The sequence below is a fragment of the Enterococcus sp. DIV1337a genome (assembly GCF_051712285.1).
Lineage (GTDB): Bacteria > Bacillota > Bacilli > Lactobacillales > Enterococcaceae > Enterococcus > Enterococcus faecalis.
This window is the reverse complement of the sequence record NZ_JBIOOP010000001.1, coordinates 914900-931863: the sequence shown is the minus strand read 5'-3', so window position 1 is coordinate 931863 and position 16964 is coordinate 914900. Positions and strand designations below refer to the sequence as shown.

General features: G+C 38.4%; 16 protein-coding genes. 1 reads left to right on the top strand and 15 read right to left on the bottom strand.

Annotation, left to right across the window (positions count from 1 at the left end; translation table 11 throughout):
• Positions 1-136: 136 nt before the first annotated feature.
• Both IGL49_RS04585 and IGL49_RS04580 read right to left on the bottom strand, forming a co-directional pair.
• Entirely contained in the window at positions 137-1006 is an 870-nt protein-coding gene (locus IGL49_RS04585) for a class II fructose-bisphosphate aldolase (RefSeq protein WP_002357972.1), read from the bottom strand.
• A 202-nt stretch (positions 1007-1208) separates the two neighbouring features.
• Complete coding sequence (locus IGL49_RS04580; protein WP_104854337.1) at positions 1209-2165, bottom strand: YitT family protein; 957 nt, start codon at positions 2163-2165, stop codon at positions 1209-1211.
• Between the two features lie 234 nt (positions 2166-2399).
• On the opposite strand from IGL49_RS04580, the gene IGL49_RS04575 reads away from it, so the two are divergent.
• Positions 2400-2894, top strand: a complete 495-nt coding sequence (locus tag IGL49_RS04575; protein ID WP_002357974.1) for a YajQ family cyclic di-GMP-binding protein — start codon at positions 2400-2402, stop codon at positions 2892-2894.
• A gap of 16 nt (positions 2895-2910) precedes the next feature.
• On the opposite strand, the gene IGL49_RS04570 is transcribed toward IGL49_RS04575, so the two are convergent.
• The 13 genes from IGL49_RS04570 to IGL49_RS04510 form a co-directional block, all read right to left on the bottom strand.
• Complete coding sequence (locus IGL49_RS04570; RefSeq protein ID WP_104854336.1) at positions 2911-3594, bottom strand: HD domain-containing protein; 684 nt, start codon at positions 3592-3594, stop codon at positions 2911-2913.
• 21 nt (positions 3595-3615) lie between these two features.
• Positions 3616-4581, bottom strand: a complete 966-nt coding sequence (locus IGL49_RS04565; RefSeq protein ID WP_002382144.1) for an asparaginase — start codon at positions 4579-4581, stop codon at positions 3616-3618.
• Positions 4578-7040, bottom strand: coding sequence for an ATP-dependent DNA helicase (locus tag IGL49_RS04560; RefSeq protein ID WP_164982877.1), 2463 nt, complete (start codon positions 7038-7040; stop codon positions 4578-4580). Before IGL49_RS04560 ends, IGL49_RS04565 begins: the two co-directional genes overlap by 4 nt.
• A gap of 36 nt (positions 7041-7076) precedes the next feature.
• Positions 7077-7595: a GrdB-related putative oxidoreductase gene (locus IGL49_RS04555; protein WP_104854334.1), complete on the bottom strand. Its 519-nt coding sequence runs from the start codon at positions 7593-7595 to the stop codon at positions 7077-7079.
• Positions 7596-7612: 17 nt separating this feature from the next.
• Positions 7613-8968, bottom strand: a complete 1356-nt coding sequence (gene celB, locus IGL49_RS04550; protein ID WP_104854333.1) for a PTS cellobiose transporter subunit IIC — start codon at positions 8966-8968, stop codon at positions 7613-7615.
• An 18-nt stretch (positions 8969-8986) separates the two neighbouring features.
• On the bottom strand, positions 8987-9316 hold the full coding sequence (locus IGL49_RS04545; RefSeq protein ID WP_002357981.1) for a PTS sugar transporter subunit IIB: 330 nt from the start codon (positions 9314-9316) through the stop codon (positions 8987-8989).
• A gap of 19 nt (positions 9317-9335) precedes the next feature.
• Entirely contained in the window at positions 9336-10289 is a 954-nt protein-coding gene (locus tag IGL49_RS04540) for a N(4)-(beta-N-acetylglucosaminyl)-L-asparaginase (protein WP_164982878.1), read from the bottom strand.
• 169 nt (positions 10290-10458) lie between these two features.
• The gene (locus IGL49_RS04535; RefSeq protein ID WP_104854332.1) at positions 10459-11757 is read right to left on the bottom strand and encodes a Sapep family Mn(2+)-dependent dipeptidase; all 1299 of its coding nucleotides are present in this window, start codon (positions 11755-11757) and stop codon (positions 10459-10461) included.
• The gene (locus IGL49_RS04530) at positions 11754-12518 is read right to left on the bottom strand and encodes a GntR family transcriptional regulator, LSA1692 subfamily (protein ID WP_002357984.1); all 765 of its coding nucleotides are present in this window, start codon (positions 12516-12518) and stop codon (positions 11754-11756) included. Before IGL49_RS04530 ends, IGL49_RS04535 begins: the two co-directional genes overlap by 4 nt.
• 171 nt (positions 12519-12689) lie before the next feature.
• Complete coding sequence (gene nth / locus IGL49_RS04525) at positions 12690-13337, bottom strand: endonuclease III (RefSeq protein WP_104854331.1); 648 nt, start codon at positions 13335-13337, stop codon at positions 12690-12692.
• A gap of 14 nt (positions 13338-13351) precedes the next feature.
• A complete protein-coding gene (locus tag IGL49_RS04520) occupies positions 13352-14068 on the bottom strand; it encodes a DnaD domain protein (protein ID WP_104854330.1) in 717 nt (238 codons plus the stop codon).
• A 32-nt stretch (positions 14069-14100) separates the two neighbouring features.
• Positions 14101-15597, bottom strand: a complete 1497-nt coding sequence (locus tag IGL49_RS04515) for a carboxypeptidase M32 (protein WP_104854329.1) — start codon at positions 15595-15597, stop codon at positions 14101-14103.
• Between the two features lie 18 nt (positions 15598-15615).
• Positions 15616-16779, bottom strand: coding sequence for a THUMP domain-containing class I SAM-dependent RNA methyltransferase (locus IGL49_RS04510; protein ID WP_104854328.1), 1164 nt, complete (start codon positions 16777-16779; stop codon positions 15616-15618).
• Between the last annotated feature and the right edge of the window lie 185 nt (positions 16780-16964).

Below are 16964 nucleotides of genomic sequence, written 5' to 3'. Positions count from 1 at the left end.
TAAACTACCCAATCATTCTATCATAATCAAGCTTAAGAAAAAAGAAAACTTCTCAGGTATTTTAATAGAATGAAAAAATAACAAAAAATAAAAAAGACAGCCACGTGTTGTGACTGTCTTTAACGTAACTAGTTGATTAAGCTTTGTTAGCTGAACCGAACCAATCAATGTGTTCTTCTGCATCTTTGATGATTGCAGCTTTACCTGGTGCTAATAATTTACGAGGGTCAAAACCTTTACCTTCTAAATCTTTACCAGCTTCAATATATTCGCGCGTTGCTTTAGCGAATGATAATTGGAATTCTGTATTTACGTTAACTTTTGAGATACCCATTGAAATTGCTTTTTCGATTTGTTCTTGAGGAATACCAGAACCTCCGTGTAATACTAGAGGTACATCAGAACCGACAGCTTCAGCAATTGCTTGTAAGTGATCAAACGCTAAACCTTTCCAGTTTTCTGGATATTGACCATGGATGTTACCGATACCACATGCTAAGTAGTCAATACCTGTAGCAACCATTTGTTTACATTCTTCGATATCAGCTAATTCGCCAGTACCGATGATTCCGTCTTCTTCACCACCGATTGAACCAACTTCACATTCGACAGAAATACCTTTAGCGTGAGCTTTTTCAACTACATCTTTCGCTAATTTTAAGTTTTCTTCAAATGGTAAGTGAGAACCATCAAACATGATTGAAGTATAGCCAACTTCGATACATTCTAAAGCAGCTTCGTAGTCACCGTGGTCTAAGTGAATTGCTACTGGAACTGTGATATTCATTGAGTCTACTAAATTAGTAATCATGTCTTTAGCTACTTTGTAGCCACCCATGTATTTAGCAGCGCCCATTGATGTTTGGATTAGAACTGGTGCTTTTTTAGCTTCTGCTGCTTCTAAAATCGCTTGTGTCCATTCTAAGTTATTTGTGTTATAGCCACCTACTGCATAGCCGCCTTTACGTGCTGCTTTTAAGAATTCTGCTCCTGATACTACTGGCATAAAAAATTCCTCCTAAGTTTTTAAAAACTTTATTTGTTAGGTGTTCCCTAACCAACGGTTCTATTTTAGCAGAATTCCTGACACTTTTCTAGTAAAATTCCCTTTTTCAGAAAATTTTTGTCTATTCTTTCACATAACCTTCATTTTTATAAAAAAACCTCCAGTTTTCCCGTTATCACTTTGGGATCTGAAGGCCGACTTGCTATTTTAATTTTTTCTTTGGTGGATATCGTTTCACCTTGTAGGATTGAAGCTCAGGAAATGTTCCTGTACTATGAAAAATCCGTTGTTCATCTTCATTGGCAAAACGTCCTAAAACAGATTGTGTTGGTAAAATATTTACAAAGGCATTCTCATCGATACTATAAACTGCTTGTTCTAAATCATAGAGTTCGTAGCGAGTAATGACCATCATAATCATCCGACCTTCTGCACCTGAATAGCCGCCGATTGAAGGTAACAAGGTCATGCCACGAGCGATTTGTTGAGAAACTTCTAAGGCAACGGCTTCTGGTCTCGTGGTGACAATCATTGCTGTGACTTTTTGGTGACTGGTATGAATCATGTCAACCACCTGACTCAAACAGTAAATAGAAATAATGGTATACAACGCACTTTCCCAGTTAAATACAAAACCAGCCAACAGCACAATAATACCATTTAATAAGAACATAAAATTACCAACGGTTTTCCCTGTTGTTTTTGAAAGAATCAGTGAAATAATGTCCATGCCGCCAGTGTTAAAACCCATTTTCAATGAAAGTCCTGCGCCAACGCCGACTAACACACCACCCATAATTGCGTTCATCAAAGGATTCGTTGTGACTGTTACGATTGGCACGAACATAGTGACAACGGAAATGCCAATAACATTGATGAAACTAAGAATCGTTGATTGTTTCCCTAACTTTACAAACCCTAGAACAAAGACAGGAATGTTTAAAAATAAAATGAAGATTCCTGTATTAATATGCATCCCTAAATTTGTATATAATAATGTAGCAATGATTTGCGCAATTCCGTTCATCCCTGCCGAAAAAACTTTTGCCGGAATTAAAAAGAAATTCAAACCGACCGCGGAAGTCAAGGCGGTTATCGCCATCACTGCTATTTTTTTTATCGATTCATTTCTTTGGTAAGTACTAACCAATCGACTCATTTTGCTTCGCTCCTTCGCTATTCTTCTGACTTAGAATAACAGGTTCTATCCTAAAAGAAAAGGGGCTAAAAGCGAACATTGAAAAAAATTTTTTTGCAACATTTCCATGAAAGAATGCGGGAAGATATCCCTAAAATTTGATCTTCTAATTTCTCTATTCAAAATGATTCTAACCTAACCTTTTTTGCTATTTCATGATATGATGAAGCAAAGAATATTTTAGGAGGTTTTTACATGGCTGCAAAAGAAGCAAGTTTTGATGTAGTTTCAGAGGTCAATATGGAGGAAGTCAAAAACGCAATTCAAATTGCCTTGAAAGAATTGAAAAATCGTTTTGACTTTAAAGGGTCAATTGCTGATATTAAATTGGAAAACGATAAATTAGTGGTCGTAGCTGAAGATGATTATAAAGTCGAGCAAGTGAAGGATATTTTATTTGGAAAATTAGTCAAACGCAATGTTCCGATTAAAAATATTCATTTCTCAGAAAGTGAAAAAGCCTTAGGCGGTACCGCCCGCCAATATGGTGATTTAATTAGTGGTATTGATAAAGAAAATGCCAAAAAAATCAACACAGCTATCAAAAACTCAGGGATTAAAGTTAAGTCACAAATCCAAGAAGACAAAATTCGGGTAACTGGAAAAAGTCGGGATGATTTACAAAAAGTCATGGCTCTTTTACGAGAATTAGATTTGCCAATGGCTCTTGAGTTTAATAATTATCGCTAAAAAAATCCTTCAACTGTTAATGAACAGTTGAAGGATTTTTTGGTTTTGGTACTGGCCATTCTTGATTATTCAATAAAACAATTGGTTGGCGCTTGATTTTTTCTGAAAAAGCAGCAATCGCTTTGAAAACCTTTGGCATAAAATAAAACGCATTTAATTCTTCTAAATTCAGTTCTTCTTCTGCCGTAAACGAGACACAAACCTCTTGTTCTGAAAGCATAATTTCAATTTTCCTTAAAAATTGAAATTGCCGCATTCCCGGCACGAAATAACCAGCCTTTGCAACACGAGAGGTTGTAATATCTAATTTATCACTAATGATTAGCGCTAGTGTCATTAACTCTTCCGAATCAAAGCCGTTACTATGATTTTCTATAGAAGATAAAATTTCTTCTTGATAAGGCAAACAAATCTTTTGCTTACGAAAATATGCTTCTGCAAATTGTTTCCCACGAAGTGCATGTCCTGCTTTTCCTTGTAGCGCACCCACATCATGGAGCAGTGCCGCAATTTTTGCCGCTTCTAAATACTCCTCTGAAACAGCAAGTTGTTTCAAAATCATTTCCGTCATGGCCACGACATTGGTTACATGAAACCAATTATGGTAGGCCCACCCAGCTTCTTCATCTTCCATTTGACCAATTGCATCATAAATTTGTCGAATTTCAGTATCTTGATGAATGCGTTCAAACAGCTTCATTTATTTTCTCCTTAAAATTAGTTACTGTTCCAAAAATTCTTTTAACTCTGTAGGATTTTTTTCGCTGTTTAAACCAACAATTAAACGAATCCGCGCTTTCGGTCCGTTTAAACCACGGGCAAAAACGACCCCCATTTTTTTCAAGCCAACGCCACCGCCAGCATAATCATAGATATCTTCAGCAATGCCATTGGAACATCGAGAAACTAAAACAACTGGAATCCCGTTGTCTAGCATTTTTTGTAATGCTGGGAGCGTTTCTGGCGGTAAATTGCCCGCACCTAGCGCTTCAATTACTAACCCATCCGTTTCTGGGGTGTTTAATAATTCAAACATCCGTTCACCCATCCCCGCATAGGCCTTCACTACGTGAACATTTCCTTTCACAGAAGAAACATCGCAGACTTCTTGCGGTAAAACCTCTTTCGCAAAAAAAGCACGTTCTTTCGCAATGGTTCCAATTGGTCCAAAAGTTGGCGTCCGAAACGTTGCGACGTTCGTTGTATGTGTTTTTGTCACATACCGTGCCGTATGAATTTCATCATTCATCACGACTAAAACACCTTTATCGTACGATTCGTCTGAACAAGCAGTCCAAATAGCACTGATGAAATTATACAAGCCATCACTACCGATTTCGTTACTTGACCGCATTGCTCCTGTTAAAACAATGGGAATTTTTTTCTCTAAGGTTATATCTAAAAAATAGGCTGTTTCTTCTAATGTGTCTGTTCCATGCGTAATAACAACGCCATCAATTGGTTCAGAATAAGCTTTTTGAATCCGTTCTTTTAATTGAAACATCCGTTCTAAGGTCATGTGTGGTGAGGGAATATTAAAAATATCTTCGACAACTAAATGAACCTTGCCAGAAAATAATGCTTCTTGTTCCATCAACGGATTTTTTTCATTTGGGGCAACACTTCCTCCTGCTACTTTCGACATGGAAATGGTCCCACCTGTATGAAGGACTAAAATGGTCTTCATTTGTTTCCTCCTTCGTTTTCTTTATTTTTTAACCAAAATTGTCTCACTTGTTGAATGAGTTGTTCATTGGTGTCTGCCTTTCGATACGCCAACCAATGCGGCGGAAAGAAACGCTGGACACTTGGCAATTCAAACCGTTCGTCTAATAACAAGACAAAGCCTTTATCTTGCGCATCTCGAATGACACGTCCAGCCGCTTGCAAGACTTTATTCATACCAGGAATTTGATACGCAAATTGAAACCCTTGCCCTCGCTCTTCTTGATAAAAAGTGCGGATCAGTTCTTGCTCTGGATTCATTTGTGGTAGCCCGACACTAACAATTATCGCACCAATCAATCGAGTACCTTTCAAGTCAATTCCTTCTGAAAATATACCACCTAAAACGCAAAAACCGATGAAAGTTTCTTGAGGATTCTCTTTAAATTCAGCTAAAAAAGCTTCCCGCTCTTTTTCGTTTAAGTCCGTTCCCTGAATTTGCGTTTTTACTTGCGGATAACGTTGGCTAAATACTTGATAGACATCATCCATATAGGCATAGGAAGGAAAGAAAATTAAATAGTTGCCTGTTTTTGTTTCACTTAACTTGCCTAAAAGTTCACTAATCTGTGGATAACTTTTTTCACGGTTTTTATAGGTTGTTTGAAGATGACTACCGATCATCAGCAATTGATTTTCTTCTGGAAAAGGATACGGAATCCGATAACGTAGGCTTTCTTCACCTCCACCAAGCACTTCTTGATAATAATTCAGCGGTGTTAAGCTTGCCGAAAATAAGATACTCGCTTTCCCTTTATCTAATCGTTGTGACAATAAATAAGCCGGATCGACACAAAATTGTTTCACAACACAGTCATAGTTTCGCAAAGAAATAGACGTATAAAAGCCGTTGTCGTAATACTCACTGATTCGAAGATAACTTAAACAATCAAAATAAAAACTGAGAATCGACGCCAATTCCTCAATGTGTTGATTTTCTGGTAACCATTCTGCAATTACTTCTGTTAATTGATGTATCTGTTTAACCAATGAATCAATTGGCGCGCGTTGGGCAAAAAAATCCGTGTCTTTTTCTTCACAGATTGCTTCAATATCATCAAACGTAGTTAAGACTTTTTGACAAGCTCTTTTTAATTGAACAGATTCTTTTTGCAATCTTTTTTGAATTTGTAAAACTGCATTTCTAGAAATAGCGGCCGAATACATCTCCCGTGAACGATTAACCAAATTATGGGTTTCATCCACTAAAAAAATATTCTCTTCTGCACTTTGGGGTTCTTCAAAGAAGCGCCGCAAATAAACCGTTGGATCAAATAGATAATTGTAATCGCCAATAATTAAATCACACCAAAGACTTGCATCTAGCGACAACTCGAATGGACACAATTGGTGCTTTTGTGCATACCGTTCAATAACCTCTCTCGTTAAATGATTTTCATGCTGCAATAAATCCCACAGTCCCTCATTTAAACGATCATAATAGCCGTCAGCAAACGGGCAATGTTCTGGCGTACAATTTCGTTCAGTTAAAAAACAAATTTTATCTTTTGCTGTCAACGTAATACTCTTAGTTTGCGCTTGTTTTTCGGACAGCGCTTTGACGGCATCTTCAGCCACTTGCCGCGTAATGGTCTTAGCTGTTAAATAAAAAATCCGTTCACCTTCTTCTTCACCAATCGCTTTCATTGCTGGAAAAAGAGTGGACATTGTCTTGCCAGTTCCAGTTGGTGCTTCCACAAAGAGCCGCTGTTTACTAAGAATCGTTTTGTAGACGGCTACCGCCAATTCTCGTTGTCCTTTGCGATACTCTCCGTAAGGAAAACTAAGATTTTTTAATGATTTATTTCTCAAAATACGCCATTCTTCTTTAAAAATTACCCACTGTTCATAGTGCCTCATCAAATCAGTAAAAAACTCCGCTAATGCAGCTTCTGTAAAATGGCGTTCTTGTCGTGTAATTTGTTTCGTAGTGGTCTGATAATAAGTGAGTTGAATTATTATTTCAGAAAGCTGTTCTTGTTGGCAATACATATGACCATAACACATCGCTTGATACCAAAACAATTCGACTTTTTCTGGCGGCAATTCTTCAAACGCTGGTTCGGATGTTTTAATTTCATCAATGACCACTTGACCAGTTTCTTTCGCAAAAATGCCGTCTGCACGACCTTCTACACAATAATTATGGCCATTTAAAGGCACCTCAATTTTTAAAGATACTTCCTTTTGATAAAGGCTCCCCGCTTCCTTTTGCAACATTCGATGAAGGCGACTACCTTCTTGTGGTGTATGTTCACTCACATGGCGAGAATCGATACTTCCCCGCCTTAAAATAAATTCGACCACTTGACGAACTGCAATTTTTCTCGTTGATTTCACGTAATCCCACCTATCTGCCTCCCTATTATAGAACATACATTCGCTAAACAAAAGCAAAAAATCCAAAACAAACACAATCATGCGTTCATTTTGGATTTCTCTTTAGATTATCAACAATTAAAAACAACTCGTTTCTTCTAACTGTTTGGTTTCTTTGCCATTTGCTTTTGCCACAACCAATTGCGCCATTTGTTTAAACGAATTATTTAAACCAATGCCGCCCTTTTTAGGCATTTTCACAATTGGCACTTGCTGATAATAGTGACTGACTGCTGGATTTTCTTCTGCCATCGCTGCAATTGCAGGAATGCCCGCAGCATTAAACTTACAAGCTAGACGAGCGGCCATTTCTCCAAAATTAGGATAATGCATGGCAGGTCCGCAAAGAACCGCATCGGCATGAAACTTTTTTGCAAAGCCGATAAATTTCTTTGCTACCTCTTCCTCGTTTTCCAAATAATATTGGTCTCCACAATAAAGGGTCGCAACAATTTCCGCTCCTTGCTTCTGTACAAATGGTAGCAATGTTACCCCTGGACCTAAGGGAGCCTTTTTACCACTTGGTTTCAGCTGAGCTTGTTCATCACTGCCAAATCCTGCTAAACTGTGGTTTAAGACTAAAAGGATTTTTTTCACGCGCATTTCCTCCTTTTTTATAAATCATCGAAGTCAAAGGAATCAAAATCAATTTCTTCACTCTCTTCTTCTTGTGCTTGCCATTCTTCTCGTAAATATTGGTCATCCATAACTCGAATAAAAGGATAATAAATGAACATTCCTAGTACCAATAAGAGAGCTTGCAGAATTGATCCTTGCCAACCACTGACTAAAAATCCTGAGATAATTGGCGGGGTCGTCCACGGCAATTGAATCCCATTCGTTAATGGTACTAAGCCCCAATCCATAACAAAATAGGCAATAATAATATTGATTGCAGGTACTAAGACAAATGGAATTAAAAGGATTGGATTTAAAACAATTGGCAACCCAAAAATGATTGGTTCGTTAATCCCAAAAACACCAGGAATTAGTGAAAGTTGCGAAAGCTTTTTAATTCGTTGACTTTTACAGAATAAGACCATCACAATGATTAATGAGAGTGTGGAACCGGCGCCACCAAATGTTGCAAACATATCTTGAAATTGTCCAGTGATGATGTTGGGAATTTCGTGGCCGTCTTTAAATGCTTGTAAATTTTCAACAGACAATGCCCGCAAAACAGGATTAAAAACTGCGCCAACCACGCTACCACCGTTAATGCCAAAGAACCAAAAGAAGTGTAAAAATAAATAAGCAATGCTCATTGCACCTAAGGTATTACCAAGACTCAATAAGGGCGTTTGTAGAAATTCAAAAATAACATCTTGTAAATTACCATAAGGAGTTAAAGCAGCCAGCCAATTGACTAAAAACATGAGAGTAACAACTAAAAAACTCGGAATCAGGGCCTCAAAAGACTTAACCACTGTTGGTGGCACTCCTTCTGGCATTTTTATTGTCCACCCTTTACGAACAATGGCCACAAATAAACGAGTCGCAATTAATGCGACAATCATTCCTAAAAACAAGCCACTGGAACCCATCCATTTTAAAGGTAAACTAGTAACTTCATAAACCTTTGAACTATTTTCCGGTGTAAATAATGTTTGATAAGGCGTTACAATAAAAAATGAAACCAATGCGATAATTCCTGCTTGCATTGCATCCACATTGAATTGTTTCCCTAAACTATAGGCAATACCGACAACGGCCAGAATGGTCATTACATCAAAACTAGCACTAGCTGGAACAGACATCATTGTCGCCCAGTCTTTACCAAGCAAATGAGACAGCCAAGTATCCCATTGCGGCAAAGGAAAATTAGCAATTAATAAGAAGACCGAACCAACAATCAACAAGGGCGTTGATAAAAGGAAGCCATCACGAATCGCTACTAAATACTTATTTTCTCCTATCACTTTTGCCAATGGGGTCAATACGCGCTCTAACCAATCCAAAAATTTTTGCACGGTCGTCACTCCTATCTATTATTTTTTATTTTGTTTAATTAACCGTAACGCTTCTTTCAACGCTTTTTCGCCATCCATCATGCCATAAATTTCTGGAGCAATTGCGGCGACAGGAATCCCTTGAGGGGCAAATTGTTCTTTTGTTTTTTCTAATAAAAAACGGACTTGTGGTCCTAGTAAAATAGCAACAGGCTTCTCTGCTTCAACCACTTCTTGTGCTCTTGCAATAGGAAAAGCAGTAATCATTAAAGGCATTTGATGTTTTTCAACCACTTCCATCATTTTATTCACCATAATACTTGTAGACATCCCTGCATCACAAAAAAGATAAATTTGTTTTTTACTCATGTTCCTTCACTCTCCTCATTTATTCAATTGGTGCTTTGATTCTTTTTTCATAGGCTGCTAACCATTCTTGTGAAATTGGCTGAATCTCTGTAGTATGATTCTTGCCTTGATTTGCAATATAGATTTCTGGTTGCTGCATATCAGTACCAACCGTAAAAGTAAATTCCACATTCGTAGCTACGCCCCAGTCTCCCTGTTTGTTCATGGCCACCAGTGAAAAAGCTCCTGCTTTCCCATAACGTTGGGTCAATTTTTCGTGAAAAGCATAGACCGCTTGATCACATGCTTGTTGTGGCGAGCGCCCCTCCCCCATTAAACGGACGATTTCATAAGAAAGACAGCCTTTCATTAAATCTTCACCTAATCCTGTAGCCGCAGCACCACCAATTTCGCTATCAACATAAAAACCAGAACCTGACAGTGGTGAATCGCCGACACGTCCTGCTTTTTTCATAAAGAGTCCCGAACTGGAAGTGCCAGCTGCCATTGATCCTGTTTGGTCTAACGTAATAGCGCCGACAGTATCATGCCCATCATAGGGGTCCAACTGATTTTCCTGAATTTCTTTTAAACGCTTTTGCCACCATTGATTAGCGCGTTCTGTCAACATATTCTTTCTTTCAAAACCGTGCAACATTGAATATTTCGTTGCACCTGCGCCAACACGAAAACTATTAAATTTCTCTTTACTTAATGCTTTAGCCACTGAAATCGGATTTTTAACATCTGTAATTCCTGCCACAGCACCAATTGCAAATGTGTCTCCATCCATATAGGCAGCATCCATTTCTAAAATCCCTTCCTCATTAGGTAAACCGCCGTAGCCCACTGACTTATAAAAAGGATAGTCTTCTACTTCTTTAATTAATTGTTCCACGGCCGTGCCTGCAGCACCTCCTTGTTGTAATTCTTCTGTAGCTTTTAGTAACCCATCATGTGCCATCCGCCATGTCGCAATTGCACCCCAAGTCATTTTCCATCCGCCCTTTCGTTAACGCTTACATTTCTCCACTATTATAAACTAGTATATACTGTTTTGTATATACTGAAAATGAAATTTTAAACAGAAAAATAGAAGATACACGTATGCGACCTCTACGAAACACATTGGCTTCTTCTCATACGTGTATCTTCTATTGGTTTTACGCTTCTGTTAATGCAATCATCGCTTGCATATAGATTTCCAGATTAAGCAGTAAATCTTTTTCATCCATATATTCATCTTGGTTATGCGCAATGCCTTTTTGACCAGGAAATGATGGACCAAAAGCAACGATATTCGGCATAAAGCGAGCATACGTAGCACCTGTAGTTGTAACTGGCGTCCCATCTAAGCCAGTAATTTGTTCATAAACCTTGGTTAATTTTTGAACATTGCGCTCATCTTTTGGAAACAGCGTACTAGGGAGGCGGCGGATGACGGTCACTTCACTTTCTGGAAATAGTGCCTTTATTAGCTGCGTGGTTACTTCGTTTTCTGTAATAGAAACAGGATAACGCACGGCCAATGATAACACCAATTGCTGTCCTCGTTTTTCCAACGCATAGGGCGTTAAAATCAATTGCCCGCTATCCTGGTCCTTAAAGTCCAGAGCTACTCCTTCGCCATAGTGCTTTTCGTGAAAACTAGCGGTTAACCAGTCAAAATACTGTAATAAATTTCCTTTGACTAACTGTTCCTCGCTAATTTTCTGTGCCAATAAAGTAATCGCGTTCTTGCCTAGTTCTGGCGCATTGGAAGGAGCACGTTTTCCCGTGATTGTTGTTGTTTTTCCCGCAATTATCACACTTAATTGATCAGGCACATGGTCTTTTGCTTGATCACCCATAATCTGACTAATTTGTTCACTTGAATCATCTGGGATGGTCGTTGTGATTTCATAATTAACAATCCCTCGCTCCCCATAAACTACTGGATATTTACAATCTGGAGTAAATCCAAAAACGGGTGCGTTTTCCTTCTCTAAATATAAGGGGATATCTCCACTCCCACTTTCTTCATCCGTGCCAAACATTAAGCGAATGGTTTTCTTTGGTTGGTAACCAAGTTCTTTCAGTAATTTCATTCCATACAGGCAAGCCAAGATAGGACCTTTATTATCTAGAATTCCTCTACCATACAAACGTTGATTTTTTTTCGTTAATTGAAATGGCGGCACTGACCAGCCAGAACCTTCTGGTACTACGTCTAAATGACCAATAATCCCCAGATATTCTTCCGCTGTTCCCCATTGCGCATAGCCAACTGCGTCATTGACAATCTCAGTTTGAAAGCCATAACGCTCTGCAAGTTTCAGCGTTTCTTCCAAGGCTCTTTTCGCTCCTTCGCCAAAAGGTGCCTCTTTTTTAGGCGACCCTTTCACACTTCGAATCGCGATAATTTTGTTTAAGTCTTCATAAAATAAATCTTTTTGAGCGGCTATTTCTTCTTTTATCTTCATTCGTTCCAAGAACCTCCTAGCTCCACTTGGTTGTTTTCAGACGGGCTATAGCGGGTCAGTGTGTTTTTAAACGTGTACCGATCTGCTCGATATAAAGAGACATCATATAAAATAGGGGTTGCATCAAGCGCATAGGTGATAGAGTGGACTTGTAAAAGTGGCTGGCCCACAGGAACATTCAATAATTCTGAAATTTCCGCTTCAACTAAGATTGCTTCAATTTCTTGATGCGAATAAGCAATCTCGACGTTCTTCTCGATTAAGCAGAAAAGAGAGCCCTCGAAGTCTTGCTTCGTATGGCCTTGTACGTATGCCTGTGGCAAATAAATTTTTTCAACTGTCATTGGCTCGCCGTCTAACATTCGGCGGCGAATCAGTTCATAAATTGCCTCATTTTTGCCCACTTGGAGCGCCTCCCGAATTTTCTCAGCGGGATGTACTACTTCTTCAAAGGAAATGACTTCTGTCTGGCTTTTTTTCCCGTAAGCTTTGGCTGCCTCAGTAAAACCTTGTAAGCCAGCGCGACCACTTTGAATTTTCGCTTGCGACATCACATAACTACCTTTACCATGTCGTTTTACCAAAATATTTTTGCGGATCAAATCATCAATCGCTTTACGGATGGTCAAGCGACTGCAGTTATATTCTTTAGCTAAATCATATTCTGAAGGTAATTTTTGTGCACTTACATACAGACCGTCTCGAATCTTCTTTTCAATTTCTGCAGAAATTTGCTTAAATTTGGGTGCATTTTCTGTCATTTCATCGCCTAACTTTCTTCAAAAAATAAATTCCCTAGTATATACCACACTGTCTATACTAAATCAATTTTTAAGAAACCGCAATCATTTGTTGCGTTTCTTAAAAATCAAAAAAGAAAGCGAGCCACAAGACGCTTGGACTTGTGGCTCGCTTTCTTAGGAAAAAATATGTTATTTCCCTTTCATCCGTTCTTTGCCTTCTTGACACATATAGAGTAACGGACAGGCTTCACATTTAGGCGCTCTTGCTAGGCAATGATAACGCCCGAAAAAAATCATGGTATGGTGCGTTTTCACCCAGAGCTCTTTCGGAACTTTACGCATTAAGGTTTGCTCAACTTCAGTAACATTCGCATTTAGCTTACAAATTCTAAGGCGCTTAGATACTCGTTCCACGTGCGTATCTACTGCAAAAGCCGGTTCGCCGAAAGCATCTCCCATTACTACATTGGCTGTTTTTCTCCCCACGCCAGGTAAACTGACCAGTTCATCTCTGGTTTGCGGAACTTCTCCATTGAAGCGTTCTAAAAGTTGTTGTGCGCACGCTTTAATATTTTTTGCTTTGTTGCGATATAAGCCAATGGTTTTTATTTTAGCAATAATCTCTTCCACCGACGCAGCTGCTAAAGCTTCTGGTGTTGGAAAAGCTGCGAATAAACCAGGAGTCGCTTTATTTACCGATACATCGGTTGCTTGCGCACTTAAAATCACAGCAATTAATAATTCAAAAGGATTCTTATGTTTTAATTCACATTCTGCATTTGGAAACATCTCATACATAATTTCAATAGCTTCCATTGTTTTCACTTTTGATAGCATGGCCCACCTCCTTTTTATTCACTGTCTTCTGGATTTAACCAATTGTGTAATGTAACCTTTGGCAACGTTTCTTGTGTCTGCCCTTGTTGTTCAATCTCATTTTGAATCATAGAATCTTTTCGTTTTTTCTGATCAGCAGCCACTTGTTCTTTGGTGGTAATATTTTTACGCTCCCACGCAAGTAAAATACGATCAATATATTTCAAACTATACGCCTGATTTAAAACGGCTTCTCGCAACGCTAACCGGATTAACTCAGGGGAATAATGGTCCGTGTTCAACCACTGACCAATCATTTCTAATTCAATTGGTGAAAGTGGACGTCCGAATTCTTTTTCAAAGCCTTGGTAAAGCTGTTTAATTTCATCTTCGTGGTTTGCGACAACTTGTTTTTCTTTGCTCGTTTGTAAAAATAATTGAATCTTTTGAAAAACAGGCAGTAAATCATACGTATCCATCATTTGACCTTTTTGGTTTTGTTGTGTTTCAATTCGAATAAATCCGCGAGAAACCAATTGATTTAATAACTTATAAATCGTATCTGGCGTTTTGCCCATCGTCTCTGCAATCGCCATTAAGTCTGGAAATAAATCGCCTGCATTTTGCGAACGAAAAAGTTGCAGTAAAAAGAGAAATTCATCATCTTTCAAACCAATTTTTTGGTAATGATCAAATAGTAAGTTTGAGATTGTCGTTTCACCAGCTTCTAAATATTCACGAATTGATAACATTGTTGTTGTCCACTTCCCCTTGCTTGTTTCACTTATTGCACTTGATAAACATCAAAATAAATAGCTTTCATATAATCAATTAAATAACTAGGATTCAATTCTTCCCCCGTTGCATCATAAATTAATTGATTTGGTTTACGTGAAGCGCCGTACTGATGAATATGTTGTGTTAACCATTTACGGATATCAGAATAATCTTCCGAAGCTAAAATTTCATCAACAGATAATTCTTGTTTCATTGCGTGAAATAGTTGTGCAGCGTACATATATCCCAAGGCATAAGATGGGAAATAACCAAAGCTGCCTCCAGACCAATGAACATCTTGAAGGACACCTTCTAAATCATTTTCAGGTGATACGCCTAAGTACTCTTGGTATTTTTCGTTCCACACTTTTGGCAAATTAGCGACTTCCAAAGAACCATTAAACAACATTTTTTCAATTTCATAACGAATAATGATATGCAAAGGATAGGTAAGACTATCGGAATCAATCCGAATCAAACTTGCTTTCGTTTCTTTTAAAGAAGCATAGAAATCTTCAAAAGAAATATCATCAAAAGTACCTTCTGCGCATTCTTGGAAAAACGGGTATTGTTTTTGCCAAAAAGCCTGGCTGCTACCAATGATAATTTCATTAAAGAGCGATTGTGATTCGTGAATCCCCATAGAGGCGCCTTCGCTTAGTGGCGTAAAGTCAAATTTAGGATCAAAATTTTGTTCGTACATCCCATGACCGGCTTCATGAATCACACCAAATGTTGCCATTGAGAAATTATTTTCTTCCCAACGCGTTGTAATCCGCGCATCATTTCGATTTAGAGCTGTCATAAATGGATGAACTGTATCATCTAATCGGCCTTTTGAAAAATCATAGCCTAATTGCTCAACCACACCAATCACAAAACGGCGTTGTTGTTCTTTAGTCATTTTTCTAGATAAAAAGTCAGTTCTAGGCGGCGTACCTTTTTCTGCTAAAACGGTCCGAATTTCTTGAATCCCTTGTTTTACTTGGTCGAATACTTGGTCTAGCTTCTCAACCGTCATCCCTGGTTCAAATTGATTTAATAACACATCATACGGAGTTTTTTCTTCTTTTTGCCAATAAGGAATGAACTCTTTTTGGAACGCAACGACCTTCGTTAAGGTTTCTTCTAACAAGCCGAAATCTTGTGCAGCGCGTGCTTTTAGCCAATCTGTATGTGCTTGGTTTAATACTTTAACATATTCTTGCATACGTTCAGCTGGAACATTTTTATTCAAAGCATATTCTTCTTTTACTTTTTCAAAAACTAGTTTCCCTAATTCAGATAATTCTTCAGGACGCGTTTCAAAATACGCTAATGCTTCTTGAATAACTGGACCAATACTTCGTTCAAAATATAATCCTGTCAAATACCCTTCCACTTCTCCTCGAAAAGGACTACTTTTTTCTGGCATCCCAGTTGATGAATCCCAGTCTAATAATGTCAAGGCATTTTTTAGTAATTGAATTTCTTTCACTTCTTGTAAAAATACAGTTTCCTTCATTTTTTAACACCAGCTTTCTTAGTCTTCCCGTGGTTTTCTTGGTGGACGTGTTCCCCAGTATTGGAATAAATCTGTTCGTAAGGCTCCGTTGTAAAGCTTCCGTTTTTTAGTGGCTTTGGCACCATAATATTCTTCAAAAGCAAGATCACTCGTCAGTATATACTTGCTCCAAGTAGTTAACGGACGGAAAACATGTCCCATTTCTTTATACAAACGACGAACACTTTCCTCTTCTCCTAAACGTTCACCATAAGGCGGGTTAGCTACCATTACACCATATTCCTTCTCGGTTGTAAAATCTTTTAATGCCAATTGTTTAAAGGTAATTGAATCACCTAAGCCAACTTCCTCAGCATTCGCCCGTGCGACTTCAATCATTCGTCCATCAACATCTGAACCACAAATATCTAATTCGACATCGTAGTCTGCCTTTGCCTCGGCTTCGTTACGTACTTTTTCAAAAATTGCTGGATCAACCCAATCCCATGTTTCACAAGTAAAACTACGATTAAAGCCAGGGGCAATGTTATGGCCAATTAATGCTGCTTCAATACAAATCGTTCCAGAACCACAAACTGGATCATAAAAAGGACGATCTTTGCGCCAATTGGTCAACATCACTAAAGCAGCTGCCATGTTTTCCTTCAGAGGTGCGCCCCCTTTTTCAATGCGATAGCCCCGTTTAAATAAACTTGGCCCAGTCGTGTCCAACGTCAACGTCACTTTATCTTTTAGAAGAGCTACTTCTAATTTAAACAAAGCTCCTGTTTCGGTTAAAGGCACCGTCACTGGACGATGGTAAACTTCTCTTAAACGGTTAACAATGGCTTTTTTGGTGATGGCTTGGCAATCAGGAACACTATATAATTTTGACTTAATTGATTTACCTGCAACTGGAAATTCTGCATCTAAAGGCAAATAATCTTCCCAAGGAAGTGCTTTAACTTTTTCAAATAATTCATCAAAACTATAGGCGTTAAATTCGCCAACGACGATCTTAATCCGATCCGCTGTTCGTAGCCATAAATTGGCAGTGGCAATTGTTTCAACAGTCCCTTCAAAGACGGCCCGGCCATTTTCTACTTCACAGGGAATCCCTAAATCACGCAATTCTTTTCCAACTAACGCTTCTAAGCCACTAGCAGCCGTTGCAACAAGTTTGAATGTTTTTTCTTTCGTCATAAAAACTCCTTCTTGACTCTTTTTTATTGTCTGAAGCTAACAGTCCTGCCGACTACTGCTCCGCTTTTTTTGTAATTGTCCGCTTTCTCTGAACTAAACGGTCCTGTTCCGGCCTCTTTAGAACAGACAGCTTACTACTTTTATCTCAGTTTCTTTATTTTAACATTTTTTTATTCTTTTCGTAA